The sequence below is a fragment of the Fictibacillus halophilus genome, assembly GCF_016401385.1.
In the GTDB taxonomy this organism is placed as follows: domain Bacteria; phylum Bacillota; class Bacilli; order Bacillales; family Fictibacillaceae; genus Fictibacillus; species Fictibacillus halophilus.
In genome coordinates, this window is record NZ_JAEACF010000001.1 from 2,534,627 (window position 1) to 2,548,588 (window position 13,962).

Here is a 13,962-nt window from a genome sequence, read left to right on the forward strand (position 1 = left end):
ATAACCATGATTTTATCTCTAGACATAAAAAAAAGCCTTCCAGCATTGGAAGACATTATTATTTAAACCATCCATTCGAATAGGAGCCTTTATTTTTAGGCTTGAAGATGATCCACGCAACAATACTAAGGATTACGATTGTAAATGCGAACAGACCAACCTTATGGATCACTTCCATAACTAAAGCCCATCGACCTGCAAGCTGATAGCCAATAACGATAAAGAACGAACACCAGAACATAGCGCCACTATAAGCGTAAAGTGCAAATTGTCTCCCATTTAAAGAATACATTCCTGCAAAGTAAGCAGTCAGGTGTCTTATTCCTGGCATAAAGTAACCAAAAAACAAAGCCGATTTGCCATACTTTAAAAAGAAATTCTGTGTTTTATCTATCTTTTCTTCAGAAACTCCAAATTTTGGTCCTACCCTTTTTAATAGAGGTTTACCACAGATGTTTCCAAAATAATAGCTACCCGTTATACCTGTGATTGCTCCTAAAAAAGCACTCAATACAGCAGGCAGAGCTGGAAGATCTCCTGCAAAAATGAAGTATCCTACAGTGGCTAAAAGGATCTCATCTGGAATAGGTAAGCCGATAATACCTAGTGCCAATAATAAAAAAATACCAAAGTAGCTATATTGATGAATGATATTTATTAAATCAAATTCCATGACGTCACCAACTTCTTTTTTTACACCTTCTACCATTGTAACGATAAATTGGATGATTTGGAAAGAGAAAATTACATTTAAATATAATGTAGGTAGATTGTTACTATGTATTTAACCCATGTGATCCTTACTAGTAGTAAGAATTACAGCTATGTCATCCCAAGCAAAGCATTCTTCTAATATTTGCTGCTTCCCAATCGTAATCTGTTCTTCATCTATCTTTTTCCCGCCCAAAGAAATATATGCTTGTTTTGATGGATTATCTTTTAATACCCATACGATCATACTCTTCTTACCTAAAGAAAGAAGTTCTTCTGAGAATCTTTTAAGCATTTTTGTACCGTGTCCTTTTAGTTGCACTTCTTTTAATAAATAAAAAGCATATACTTCACTCTCATATGGATGTTGTGATCTGATGGAACCTCCAGAAATAAATCCACAAAGCTCTTTATTTTCATCTTCTAAAACAAGTACGATGTGTGATTTCTGCATCAGCCATTCACGCCATCTTTCTTCTCTTTCTGTGACCGACATCTCTAATAGATAGTCGTCATCTACTAGACCTCTATAAGATTGCTGCCAGCTTTTTACGTGGACTTTGGCTATTTCTGCTGCATCTGTTATTTGAGCTCGTCGTATGTTCATGTTTTCTCCTCACGATCATCTCTCTATTGTTTTGTTTGATTCATACCCACCATTTACTCTGTGGCAAAAGTGTTACAGGCAATTGAAACTTCTCTTCAAACCAAGATTTTAACTGTGTGCTGTGCACTAAATATTCGGAAGCAGAATGCGATACTCCGATTAAGCTCATTGTTGTTTGAGCGATATAGCTTTTCATCTGTTCATACTTCTTTTTACCGTAATCATTATCAATGTGACAGTGTACCTCTCCTGTTAAATAAGCTTCTGCTCCCATCCTTTCCGCTTCGATCATCGCTTCTACTTTATCACCGCACCCGGCTACAATCGCAATTTTCGTTATGTGGTTATGGAAAGGACCATGCACATCTGCATAAGGGATTCCGAACATTTCAGTAGAACGATGAATCAAGTTTTCTGTGGAAGTTGGAGCTATTTCACAAAGAATGCCACAAGCTCCGTTATCATCCTTCAACAGCTCTCCAATCACTTTTGCGTTTAGAGCTTCTCTCCATGCATCACTCGTGCTGATTTCGCGCGAATAATCGAGGGGTACATGAAGCGTAAACACTGATAAACGCTTTGTCTTCATCTGTTCGATAAAATGTGGAGGTATCGGCATAAAGCCTCTTCCCCATTTCCCTTTGGGATCTCCGCATTCCATAACAATTGGGTGATGCATAAATAAAAGATCTCCCGGACTACTTTCAGATATGAATCTTTCTAATACTTCTTCTGTAGGAAACACAGCCGAAAATACACGATTGACCTCTTCATCTCCTCTAAGCATGAGTCCATTGAACAGTTTTGTAAATTCGGGTTCAAACTCATCGCGCCAATCAAAATGGATTGGGTCGTAAACCATTGGAATATACCGACTGAACGCTGGATCTGTTCCAATTTTTCTATATGTAAAAAGTTCATCGATCGCATGATCTATTCTCTTTAGTTTCACCATCTTGTTTTCTTCCTTTCTGGCATGTTGTTACATAATTAGTAACATTCTTTAAAATAAATAATCTCCGGATCTCCTTCATCTAAGTTATCGACAAAACCACTCTTCTTAAATTGGTTCTTGATAAAGGTCTTTTTCATAGACTCATTGGATTCATTTGTTGATGAGAATAGTTTGTTCGTGGGTGAAATCTTACTCATGTGCGCTAACAAACTACTGGCCAGTCCTTTTCTTTGATGAGCGGGATCAACCATGATGAGTGATATAAAACAGCAATCAAAGAAATGAGTGTGATAGATAAGAAATGCAGCGATCTTATCTTCCTGATACATGATCAAACATCTTTCCTCTTTTATCGCCTGAACGATTTCTTCTTTTCGATGATCACTCCCTATCATTTTTTTATCTAATTCTATAATTTTATAAAAATCAGTCTCTCTCGCATTCTGTATTTCCATATGTATCATCCTTTTGTTTGTCATTATGGTGGTGTTTGCTACAATAAAGAAAAAAGTTGAGGTGTTCTATACATGGCTATTGTAGATATTACGGTCATTCCAATCGGTACTGAGACTCCAAGTGTTAGTGAATATGTAGCTGAAATTCAAAAAGTTCTTCAGCAAAACGAAGATAAGGTAAATTACCAGCTTACTCCGATGAGCACACTAATTGAAGGAGAACTTCCTGATCTCTTTCATGTAATCCAACAGCTTCACGAGGTTCCATTTTCAAAAGGCATTCAGCGAGTTGCCACAAACATTCGCATTGATGACCGCCGTGATAAAAAATCCACGATGGCCGGAAAGCTAGAGGCTGTCGAAGCTCGGATGAATAAGGATTAAGCCCTGACCTGAGTTAATATTTTGGGTAGGCGCTCGTATTTTTCGTATGGCGCTCGTTCAGCATGCATTTCATGCTGCTGAACGAGCTTTCAATCAAGCAATGCAACCAAATTTACAAAAAAGCTTACTCTAACAGGGCTAACCATCCCGCCGAGAGTAAGCTTTTTTTATTTATTCTCCCTTTGAAGCTTTTACTTCTGCTTTTTCCTTTGTTGCTACTGCATTTGGTTCTTTTTTAGCAAATTCGATGCGAAGGTCGTCGATGCTATTGCGAACATTCCCTTTTCCAGAGAAATTTTCCAACAGTTCTTTTACATCAATGCCGGATGAAGCTTTCAAAGATTCTTGAAGTGTGGACATCAAGTTTGTCGCATAACCTGTGATGCGGTTTGCTCCACCATTCTCACCGCCGCCTGTATCTACGACTGTAATTTTATCAATGTTGGAAAGTGGTGCTGCCACTTGCTTCGCGTATTCCGGAAGCATCTTAATCATCATATCCATCATCGCAGCCTGACCATATAACTCGAACGCTTCTGCGATCTTTTGTTTCGCTTCCGCTTCAGCAAGACCTTTCAAGCGGATAACATCTGCTTCGGATTCCCCTTTTGCACGTTCCGCTTCAGCTCTTGAAAGTCCGTCTAGGCGTACCTTCTCAGCTTCGGCTTTTGCCATGGCTTCTACACGATACTTATGAGCATCTGCTTCAGCCACTTGCTTACGCTTATCGGCTTCCGCTGACTGTTCAACCGCATAACGATCTGCATCCGCTTTCTTCTTAACTTCTGAGTCGTATTGCTTTTCACGACGCAGAATCTCTTTTTCTTCAAGCTCGATCTGCTTTTGACGCTCGATGATCTTAATCTGCATCTGTTGTTCAGTAACTTGCTGTTTTGCGATTGCTTCTTCTAGATGGTATGCCTGGTCAGCACGAGCTTTGGCAACATCTTGTTCACGGCGGAACTCAGCAACTTTCAACTGATTCATCTTTTCAGCTTCTGCTACTTCTGTAGCGCGGCCTAACTCAGACTGCTTTGCTTCTTTATCTGCTTCAGCACGTTTGATACGCGTTTCTTTTTCAGCTTCTGCCATCGCCATGTCAGCGTCACGCTTAATCTGTGCGATACGCGGCTTACCAAGAGAATCTAGGTATCCATTCTTATCACGCAGATCTTTGATCGTAAACGATACGATGATCAATCCCATTTTAGCTAGATCTTGAGAAGCTACACGTTGAACTTCCTGTGAGAATTTTTCACGATTCTTGTAGATTTCTTCAACTGTCATCGATCCTAAAATAGATCGTAAATGACCTTCAAGAACTTCACGTGCTTCATTCTCACGATCTTCCTTCAACTTTCCTAGGAACTGCTCGGCCGCAGTCGCGATCTCACCGATAGAGCTTCCTACTTTAATGATCGCTGTTCCATCAGCCATAACGGGAACACCTTGCTCTGTATATACTTCTGGTGTTTGTACATCTAACTTACTCGTTAATAAACTAAGCGGCTTTGCCTGTTGAAAAACAGGAAGTACGAACGTACCGCCTCCACGAACGATTTTGATACGATTACCTGCTTCATCGATATTTACGTTCTTGCTTCCTAAGAAGCTTCCCGTTACGATCAATGCTTCATCTGGACTCGCCGTTCTATACTTTGTAATAAAAACACTAATAAGAGCAACGACTAAGAATACGGCAACCCCGATAACGATAAACAACGGTGAAAAACTCATAATAACCCCTCCAGTTTAATGAATATATGTTTGTTCCACTTGCTCATAACGCATCACGGATACAACACCTTTTTGGATGTCGATGATCAACACCTTTTCTCCTTGAGAGATTGGTTTGTTATCCATGCTTATAGCTGATTTCGATATCCTTCCGCTGATGCCTTCGATTAAGATTTCGCCGAATCCATCCGTCGGAACAGAAGTAAGTACGGTCCCCACTCTTCCTTTTAGATCTTCATCTCGATAAGCTAAAGATTCTTCTGAAGACCGGATCGGCATCAAGACGAAAACGTTTAATAAAGTCACGAGCAACAACGAAAGTAAACTACTGAAAACCATGATGAACCAGCTGTTAATTTCCGTCATGATTTCTAACAAATACCCCGAAGCCGTCCCAATTGTTAAAAAGGATAAGATGAGCGATGGATGCAAAAAGTCCATAGCAGCATCAAGCATGTCACCAAATAGGATGTATACAAAAGTGATGCACCCAAAAACAATAAAGCTTCCTAAATAGATCGTAGACAACGGATATCCGAATAGTTCCATAGTCTTCTCTCCTGTCTTCATATACTTTTTTATTACAAAACGATAAATCACCACACCCTTTTGTCGAATTTGATATAACCTTAACAAAGTGAAACAAAAAAGATTGTAAAATTCTGTCGACAATAATTAATTTCCAATATTGGTTTTATATAGATATTTACGGATGTTTCAGAAAAAAGTTTCAGTTAGTTAACAATTTTTTGTATAATTTTGTTAAAAGGAGTGGAATCCCATGTATGAAGAGAAGTTGTGGCAGTTTTTAAACAGACAAGCTAATCAAGATGATGCAGAGCCAATGAAAAAGTATATGCGCGATCAGTTCGAATTCTTCGGTATTCGTTCTCCCATTTTGAAACAAAGCATGAAGGAATTCTTAAAAGTAAATGGATTGCCTTCAAAAGAGGAATTACCGTCATTGATAAAAGAAGCTTGGTCTAGACCGGAACGAGAGATGCAGTATGCTACGTTTACAATAGTTGATAAATTAAAGAAGCAGATGACAAAAGAGGATATAGAATGGATCGAGTATACCATCGTGAATAAAAGCTGGTGGGATACGGTTGATCATATCGCTAAACATATCGCGGGTTATTATTTGATGAAGTTTCCAGAAGAGATTCAACACGTTACGAAACGTTGGATTGAATCCAAAAATATCTGGCTTATGCGTTCGGCAATTTTATTTCAACTCGGATATAAAGACAAGACCGATAAAGAGCTTCTAGCACAAATCATTAGAGATACAAAGTACGATGAAGATTTCTTTATCCGAAAAGGAATTGGATGGGCTTTAAGAGAGTATGCGTACACAGATGCCGATTGGGTATGGGAGTTCGTTCATACAGAAGAGTTAAGTCCACTTTCCTATAAAGAGGCGATTAAGAATATTAAAAAGACAAAGCAGCCGCACTAAACGAAGCTACAGAAACATCGGTAGATTTTCACCGGTGTTTCCTTTTTACCTTGCCTTAACTTTTTTATTTAATTAACTTCGTGATTCTCTAGACCCTATGATGATGCCACATCATACCCGTGACTAAATGGCATTCCTGCCGTTGTCATGACAACATTTGTCCAGTTTTTCATCATAGATAAACGAAAAGTCTACTAGTTCATTCATTGCGAGGCACAATCAAATCATAAAGTGCCATACAAGGACTTTGAATTTAATTTGCAAACATGTAGTGATTGAAGAGGAAGGGTACTGACTACGGCTAGGACGAGTGGGACAGGTGAGACCACTAAAGGCGCAAAGCGGCAGGGGGCTCACCGCCCGCCCCGCGGAAAGCATGTACCCTGGAGCGGAGATCACCGCCCCAAATCTTCTAATTAGGGACTTTTTCAGAGCCCTCCACTAAACGGCTGCTTCTTTATTCTTGAAGTTCTGAAACAACATAACGAATAGCATTTCGAAAAGAAACAAATGAAAGTTGATTCGTATGTACACCAAGAGATACCATATTTTTGACCATCTCCTTCGGAAAACCGCAGTACAATACATCTGCTCCCATCAACTTAATCGTATCTGTAAGCTTTTGAATCTCATGCCCCAGCTCAGGATCTGTAATGGTTGTTACACCTGAAAAATCTAAGATTACATAATCTGCTTCATTGTTTAAACATTCTTTTAATAGTTTCGTAGTCAATGTTTCGAGTCTCTCAAGTGTAAGTTCACCAATCAGCGGCACTAACAGCGTATGGTCTGCGACTGTTTGAAGAATAGGTGTTGCTAGTTCATTAAGAAGTTCTCTTGTTCTTTCCGTTTCTTGTACGCGCTCCGTTATATCTTTCCACGTTAACAGATAGCCCCGTTTCTGATTCTTCACAAGAAGTTCCTTTACGATCAATCGTGCAACAAATTTATCAAAAAGAACGATCTGCATATCGATCGGAAACTCACCTTTTTTCAACATCTCTTCTTGAAAAGATGTTTTGTGAAACCTACCGATATGTACACCAATAATATCTTCTGCTGAATCTAGCTTCAGATAAGGCTTTAGCATTTGTATTAAATTCTTACTGCTAGTATTCATCCAGGAAATGTGAAGATCTTGATCTATATAAAAAATATTTTCATCTAAACAATTCAAAGTGTCCTTAACCGTTTCTTCTAACTCATAAGCCATGAGAAGCGCTCCCCTTTTTAAAGTCCTGTTCCTATCATATCCGAGATCATCCTATTACTCTATAAAAATGACTAGAGATGTCCCAACAATGTAAGCGCTATCTAAATCTTTACAAAGAATGCTGTTGTATGATGTTCCAACTCCATGTAAAATGTCCATATCAAACATACATGTGTATTTTCCATAAAAACAAAGGGGCGGATAAAATGGTTACTCACGTTTCAGTAGGACTCTTAGGTTTAGGAACTGTCGGCAGTGGTGTTGTTAGAATGATTGAAGGAAATCGCGAAGAATTACAGCACCGAGTTGGATGCCCTGTTTTTATTGAAAAAATATTAGTTCAAGATGTAGACAAAGAACGCCTTGTCTCTATTAACCATGAATGGTTAACACAGCATCCAGAGGATGTTATTCAAAATCCAAATATACAGGTTGTTATTGAAGTGATGGGCGGTATTGAATTAGCGAGAGAATATATCACACTTGCTCTTCAAAATAAAAAGCATGTGATTACGGCAAACAAAGATCTCATGGCCCTATACGGTGCAGAGCTTTTACAAGTAGCTCATGAGAATGAATGTGATCTCTTTTATGAAGCAAGTGTTGCAGGAGGCATCCCCATTATTCGTTCACTCGTCGATGGGTTAGCATCAGACAAAATCACGAAGATGATGGGAATCGTAAACGGAACAACCAACTACATTCTTACGAAAATGGATAAACAACAGCGCAACTATGAAGAAGTATTAAAAGAAGCTCAAGACCTTGGGTACGCAGAAGCGGATCCCACATCAGATGTAGAAGGCATCGATGCAGCGAGAAAAATGGCGATTCTCTCAACACTCGGATTCTCCATGCACATCCACCTAGACGATGTAACGGTGTCGGGTATTTCAAAAGTTACACAAGAGGATCTTGAATATGCACGTCAGTTCGGTTATACGCTGAAATTAATCGGAAACGCAAAAAAGGACAACGGAAAAGTGGAGATTAGTGTTGAGCCTACTCTCCTGCCTGACTCACATCCGTTAGCAAGTGTTCACAATGAATACAATGCCGTCTATGTGTACGGTGAGTCTGTAGGAGAAACGATGTTCTTCGGACCAGGTGCCGGACAGCTCCCAACCGCTACTTCCGTTGTTTCAGACTTAGTTGCCGTTGTAAAAAACATGAGACTTGGAGTGAACGGAAAAAGTGTTGTTTCTCCACAGTTCGATAAACAGTTAAAACAGCCGAACGAAATCGATGGAAAATTCTTTTACCGGTTGTACGTGAAAGATGAAGCAGGTGCTTTTTCTTCGATCACCTCACTGTTTGCATTGCATGACATCTCACTTGAAAAATTAATTCAAAGCCCTGTCGATCATAAAGGAGTTGCAGAAGTTGTAATCGTGACACACGGAACGAACAAACAGCAAGACAGCCACGTCTACAACCTGCTTCGGGACTCTGAAGTCGTACAAGAAATCAAAAGTCACTATCGTGTGGAGGGAGCTTAATATGCATTGGAAAGGACTTTTACATCGATATAAAGAATATTTGCCGGTCAATGAGTCTACTCCCCTTCTATCGTTAAACGAAGGGCATACTCCACTTATTCCACTTACACATCTTTCGAAGGAATGGGGCATCAACCTCTATGCGAAGTACGAAGGAGCAAATCCTACAGGCTCTTTTAAAGACAGAGGGATGGTCATGGCTGTGGCTAAAGCGAAAGAAGAAGGCAGCAGAGCGATCATCTGTGCTTCTACAGGAAATACTTCTGCCGCAGCTGCCGCATATGGCGCAAGAGCTGGCCTCCGATGTATCGTCGTCATTCCTGATGGTAAAATCGCTCAAGGAAAACTGGCTCAAGCAAAAATGTATGGAGCCGAAATTTTTGCGATAGAAGGAAATTTTGACGAAGCTCTCCAGATGGTACAGAAAATGAGTGAAGAAGAAGACTTCACCCTCGTTAACTCTGTAAATCCATATCGTCTGGAAGGACAAAAAACAGCGGCTTTCGAATTAGTTGATGCGCTTGACGGAGCACCTGACATTCTAGCTATACCCGTTGGAAACGCTGGTAACATCAGTGCTTATTGGAAAGGGTTCAAAGAATATGATGCAGTTAAATCCTCCGGCCTCCCTCGCATTCATGGATTTCAAGCTGCCGGTGCAGCTCCAATCGTAAATGGATCTGTTGTAAAGAATCCTGAAACGATTGCAACGGCCATTCGAATCGGGAATCCTGCCAGCTGGAAGTTAGCTTCATCTGCATTAGAAGAATCAGGAGGAGTGATTGATTCAGTTACTGATGAAGAAATCTTAGAATCGTATCAGATGCTCGCTTCAAAAGAAGGTGTTTTCGCCGAACCTGCTTCATGTAGTACAATTGCTGGATTGTATAAACAACACAGACAAGGAGTACTTCCAAACGGCGCTACCGTTGTGGCCATTCTAACAGGCAATGGTCTCAAAGATCCTGATATCGCGCTAAAAACAGTGAAACAAGAGCCAATCGTGATTCCAAATGATTTTGATTTACTACGTCAACAGCTAAAAGGATGTGTTGTATAAATGAAAGCAGAACCTTTTTCTATTCATGTTCCAGCAAGTACAGCCAATCTCGGTCCAGGCTTTGATTCAGTAGGGCTTGCTCTAAACAGATACTTAACCGTTCACGTTCAGCCGTTCGCTCCACGAAAAACAACCTTTCACGGAGAAGAACTTCAGGCATTCAATAAAGATGAAAACAACTTAATCATGCAGGCTGCTTATTTTACCGCAGATTCATTTCGAAAAAAACTGCCTCCGTGTCAGCTAGATGTGGTTAGTACCTTTCCAACATCAAAAGGAATGGGAAGTTCTGCATCAGCGATCGTTGCAGGTATTGAACTCGCAAACATCCTTTTAGACCTTGAACTTTCTAGAGAATCCAAATCACTTCTTGCAAGTTCACTAGAAGAACATCCTGATAATGTGATTCCTGCCATCTTTGGAGGACTCACAATCAGTTTTTACAATGGACAAGTGGTCGAAACGGTCCATGTTCCTGATGTGGCAGTTGAGATGATCGTCGCCATTCCAGATGGAGTTCTTCATACGAAACAATCAAGAGGTTCTCTGCCAAATCTTCTTCCGTTCAACAAAGCGGTTGAAGGCAGTGCGATCAGCAATGTTCTTGTAGCCGCTTTAATGAAGAATGATTGGAAGAAAGCAGCGGATATGATGAATCGGGATCTGTTTCACGAGCCGTTTCGTTCAAAATGGGTACCTCTATATACTGAACTCAAGGAAAAAGCAATCGAGCTCGGTGCTTATGGTGCTGCGATAAGCGGTTCTGGACCGTCCATCGTCTGCTTCACTCCTCACCAAAAAGCAGCAGCGATTACTGAACAACTGTCTGCATTATTCCCTCAGTATCACTTTGAGACGGTTTTTCCTGATCGCAGAGGTGTTGTTGTTGAAAAATGTTTGTCTGCCGCTTTATGATCATTGTTTCGTATAGCTAAAGGAAATAATTAAAAACGGCCGATAAACAGACAAAAGGATTAAGCACCGAAAATGCTCAATCCTTTTCTTCTTATTTATGCACAATCTTAAATTGGTCTCTTAGTAGCGTCCAGTTCTCAGGGAACGGTTCTCCAAGCACCCAATAAGCAAGACCTCTTAACTTATATTTCTTCACGAGTTGATTCTTTGCTTCAGCACTTTGTTCATTCTCAAACCATACAACGTGCTCTTTGCCGTTATCATCTTTGTAATTAAAAAACGGCGCTTGAGACTCGTTATCATATTTCACTGTAGCATCTTCTTTTAGTGCCAAGTCATGTGCTTCAGCTGGCGCGACGCGTTTAGCAAATTTATTTCCTTTTTTATAAGGAAGTGTCCAATCGTAACCGTATAACGGTGCACCCATCACAATTTTTTCTGGAGGAATGACCGATGTTGCATACTTAACTACTTTCTCAACTTGAGGTACAGGTGCAACAGCCATTGGAGGTCCACCAGACCAGCCCCACTCATACGTCATCAGAACTACAAAGTCCGCCAGTTCTCCATGACGTTTATAGTCATGCGCTCCATGCCACGGTCCTTTTTGTTCATCACTTGTCTTTGGTGCTAATGCCGTTGAAACTTTAAATCCTTCTTTTTGAACTTGAGGGATAATCGTTTCTAGAAAACCGTTATAAAGCTCTCGATCTTTTTCTTTAATATGTTCAAAATCAATATTCAGTGCTTTATATCCTTTTTGCTTCATCGTGCTAATAACACTTCCGATCAGTGTTTTTGAAGCTGTTTTATCTGTAAAAATGTTATGTGCGATCTCAGGTGAAAAGTTTCCATCTATAAAGTTGGTTAACACCATCATCGGCATTGCTTTAGATTTTTTCACTTCTTGAAGCGCCGCATAATCTTTAATCGGCTTAAGTGATCCATCTTTATTTACTTGATAACTAAAAAATGCTACGTATGTTAGATCGTTAACTGATTCTTGTACATCTTTTATTGATTGTTTCGCTTCGATCGGCTCTAAAAACCCTAGCGTTTCAATCCTTGTTTTACCATGATTCGTTTCGGCTTTTGAGATATCCACCTGTTTTTTCTGTGGCGAATTAATCTGTTCTAACCTAGGGCTATTTCGCGTTTCGTTACCCATGTTCTTTGGAGCAGCTTCGCTTTCTTTCATGTTGTTCGAGTTACCACAGCCACTAAGTACAATCGTAAACGCCGCTAAAAGCGCGACTATCTGTTTCATAAACAAACCTCCTTCATTTTCGTTATTTTTCCATGAAGAGGTATGTCCTATTCTCTTTTTTTAAAATGATACCTCCTAACTATTCATCCCTATCTAATTGCTGCTTGTGATTTATCATTTAAAAAGCATCATTGACAAGTTGATTGTAGTGTAAGGTGTGAGACTTCTGGGGGATCAGTGTGACAGGTGAGACACCTAAGGGTGCAAAGCGCCGAGGTGGCTCACCGCACATCCCCCGGAAAGCGAAGCACCTGAAACGAAGATCAACTACTTTCATAAGCAACTATGAATGCATAGTCAGCCCAAAAGAAAAAGACCCCAACAATGTGGAGTCTTCAACCTTTTATATCGCCCAGTTACCGTTTGTAAATAATGGAATACGTCTTCCATCTTCATATTCAGCCTCAATATCAAGATCTGCAGAACCAATCATAAAATCAGTATGACCGCGGCTGAAGTTGATTTCTTTTTCTTCCATCTGTTCAGGTGAAAGGTTTCCTGCATCCTTCACTGACATCGTTATTGAAGTTCCAATCGCTAGATGGCATGAAGCATTCTCATCGTACAACGTGTTATTAAATGTGATCCCTGAGTTTGAGATCGGTGAATCGTGAGGAACTAATGCAACTTCACCTAAATATCCCATTCCATCATCTATACTAAGCAATTGCTTCAACGTGTCATACCCTTCCTCAGCTGTGAAATCAATCACTTTTCCATCTTTAAACGTTAAGCTGAAGTTATCAATGATGTTCCCCATCGCTGAAAGTGGTTTTGAACTTGAAACTTTACCGTTCACACCATATTTTCTTGGTGTTGTGAAAACTTCTTCCGTTGGCAAGTTCGGGATATAGTAAGTTCCGAACGTTGAATGGTGACCTCCACCGATCCAAGTGTGATCTGGATGAAGATCGATGCTTAAATCTGTACCTTCTGATTTATAATGAAGCGTTTTGAACTGCTGTTCGTTTAGGTAGTTCACTTTCTCTGTCAACGTTTTTACATGTTCGTCCCATGCTGCTACAGGATCATTCTGATCGACTCGTACTGTTTTAAAGATTGCTTCCCATAGTGCTTCTACTGCTTCTTCATCATTTTTATCTGGAAATACGCTCTTAGCCCAACCAACTGTAGGTGCACCTGCGATCGCCCAGTGCATATCTCCTCTTAATTGTCCTGCAGAGAAAGCTTGAAGTTTCTCACCGCGATTTTTTTGAACGAACATCATTCGCTCTGAAGGAACCCCTTTATAAGCATTTGGATCATTACCTGTAATCATCAAAAAACAATCATGATTTTCCACAAGACTGTTGTATTTATCAATCTCCCAAGAAGGCAAATCATTTTGAAGAACCTCTTCTGCCGCAAGTGTTAGGTGAATACGGCTTGTTTGTGTATCGGTCCAATCCACCATCACTCGTTTACATCCGTTCTCATACGCATGTTTGGTTACCTTACGTGTGAATTCTGCCGTTTCAATCGGCGAACTGATGAGCAACCTTTGTCCCTCTTTTAAACCTAATCCAACCTTTATTACTAATTCAGCGTATTGATCCAACTTCTCTTCAAACGACTTCATACTTTCCCCTCCGATTGTTAAATACATAAAAACGACTGATAAGTTTATATTATTTACAATTATATAAAAAAATGAATATTATGACTACTGTTTTCTTTTAAGACATCAATGACTTTCA

General features: G+C 39.9%; 14 protein-coding genes. 5 read left to right on the forward strand and 9 right to left on the reverse strand.

Annotation, left to right across the window (positions count from 1 at the left end; all coding sequences use genetic code 11):
- Window positions 1-58 precede the first annotated feature (58 nt).
- The 4 genes from I5J82_RS13180 to I5J82_RS13195 form a co-directional block, all read right to left on the reverse strand.
- On the reverse strand, window positions 59-673 hold the full coding sequence (locus I5J82_RS13180) for a DedA family protein (protein WP_186320442.1): 615 nt from the start codon (window positions 671-673) through the stop codon (window positions 59-61).
- Window positions 674-784: 111 nt separating this feature from the next.
- Window positions 785-1,318, reverse strand: a complete 534-nt coding sequence (locus I5J82_RS13185; protein ID WP_198768222.1) for a GNAT family N-acetyltransferase — start codon at window positions 1,316-1,318, stop codon at window positions 785-787.
- A gap of 40 nt (window positions 1,319-1,358) precedes the next feature.
- Window positions 1,359-2,273 (reverse strand): Nif3-like dinuclear metal center hexameric protein, encoded by a 915-nt coding sequence (locus I5J82_RS13190; protein ID WP_198768223.1) that lies wholly within the window; start codon window positions 2,271-2,273, stop codon window positions 1,359-1,361.
- Between the two features lie 35 nt (window positions 2,274-2,308).
- A complete protein-coding gene (locus tag I5J82_RS13195; RefSeq protein WP_233096481.1) occupies window positions 2,309-2,728 on the reverse strand; it encodes a GNAT family N-acetyltransferase in 420 nt (139 codons plus the stop codon).
- A 72-nt stretch (window positions 2,729-2,800) separates the two neighbouring features.
- Here I5J82_RS13195 and I5J82_RS13200 point away from each other — a divergent pair, with 72 nt between their 5' ends.
- Window positions 2,801-3,112, forward strand: a complete 312-nt coding sequence (locus I5J82_RS13200; protein WP_198768225.1) for an MTH1187 family thiamine-binding protein — start codon at window positions 2,801-2,803, stop codon at window positions 3,110-3,112.
- A gap of 171 nt (window positions 3,113-3,283) precedes the next feature.
- Here I5J82_RS13200 and floT read toward each other — a convergent pair whose 3' ends face one another.
- Window positions 3,284-4,849, reverse strand: coding sequence for a flotillin lipid rafts scaffold protein FloT (gene floT, locus I5J82_RS13205; protein WP_144698175.1), 1,566 nt, complete (start codon window positions 4,847-4,849; stop codon window positions 3,284-3,286).
- Window positions 4,850-4,864: 15 nt separating this feature from the next.
- Window positions 4,865-5,398 carry an NfeD family protein gene (locus tag I5J82_RS13210; RefSeq protein ID WP_198768226.1) on the reverse strand — a complete coding sequence of 178 codons (534 nt, stop codon included), beginning with the start codon at window positions 5,396-5,398 and terminating at the stop codon, window positions 4,865-4,867.
- 232 nt (window positions 5,399-5,630) lie between these two features.
- On the opposite strand from I5J82_RS13210, the gene I5J82_RS13215 reads away from it, so the two are divergent.
- Window positions 5,631-6,311: a DNA alkylation repair protein gene (locus I5J82_RS13215; protein WP_198768227.1), complete on the forward strand. Its 681-nt coding sequence runs from the start codon at window positions 5,631-5,633 to the stop codon at window positions 6,309-6,311.
- Between the two features lie 457 nt (window positions 6,312-6,768).
- Here the strand turns inward: I5J82_RS13215 and I5J82_RS13220 are convergent, their stop codons facing one another.
- Window positions 6,769-7,524 (reverse strand): STAS domain-containing protein, encoded by a 756-nt coding sequence (locus tag I5J82_RS13220; RefSeq protein WP_198768228.1) that lies wholly within the window; start codon window positions 7,522-7,524, stop codon window positions 6,769-6,771.
- Window positions 7,525-7,730: 206 nt separating this feature from the next.
- On the opposite strand from I5J82_RS13220, the gene I5J82_RS13225 reads away from it, so the two are divergent.
- Genes I5J82_RS13225 through thrB form a run of 3 tightly spaced genes read left to right on the forward strand, consistent with a single transcriptional unit; the run spans window position 7,731 to window position 10,998 of the window.
- Window positions 7,731-9,023 (forward strand): homoserine dehydrogenase, encoded by a 1,293-nt coding sequence (locus I5J82_RS13225; RefSeq protein WP_198768229.1) that lies wholly within the window; start codon window positions 7,731-7,733, stop codon window positions 9,021-9,023.
- A 1-nt stretch (window position 9,024) separates the two neighbouring features.
- The gene (gene thrC, locus I5J82_RS13230; protein ID WP_198768230.1) at window positions 9,025-10,083 is read left to right on the forward strand and encodes a threonine synthase; all 1,059 of its coding nucleotides are present in this window, start codon (window positions 9,025-9,027) and stop codon (window positions 10,081-10,083) included.
- Entirely contained in the window at window positions 10,084-10,998 is a 915-nt protein-coding gene (thrB, locus tag I5J82_RS13235; protein WP_198768231.1) for a homoserine kinase, read from the forward strand.
- Between the two features lie 91 nt (window positions 10,999-11,089).
- Here the strand turns inward: thrB and I5J82_RS13240 are convergent, their stop codons facing one another.
- On the reverse strand, window positions 11,090-12,265 hold the full coding sequence (locus I5J82_RS13240) for a glycosyl hydrolase family 18 protein (protein ID WP_198768232.1): 1,176 nt from the start codon (window positions 12,263-12,265) through the stop codon (window positions 11,090-11,092).
- Between the two features lie 343 nt (window positions 12,266-12,608).
- Window positions 12,609-13,844 carry an aminopeptidase gene (locus tag I5J82_RS13245; protein ID WP_198768233.1) on the reverse strand — a complete coding sequence of 412 codons (1,236 nt, stop codon included), beginning with the start codon at window positions 13,842-13,844 and terminating at the stop codon, window positions 12,609-12,611.
- Window positions 13,845-13,962 lie beyond the last annotated feature (118 nt).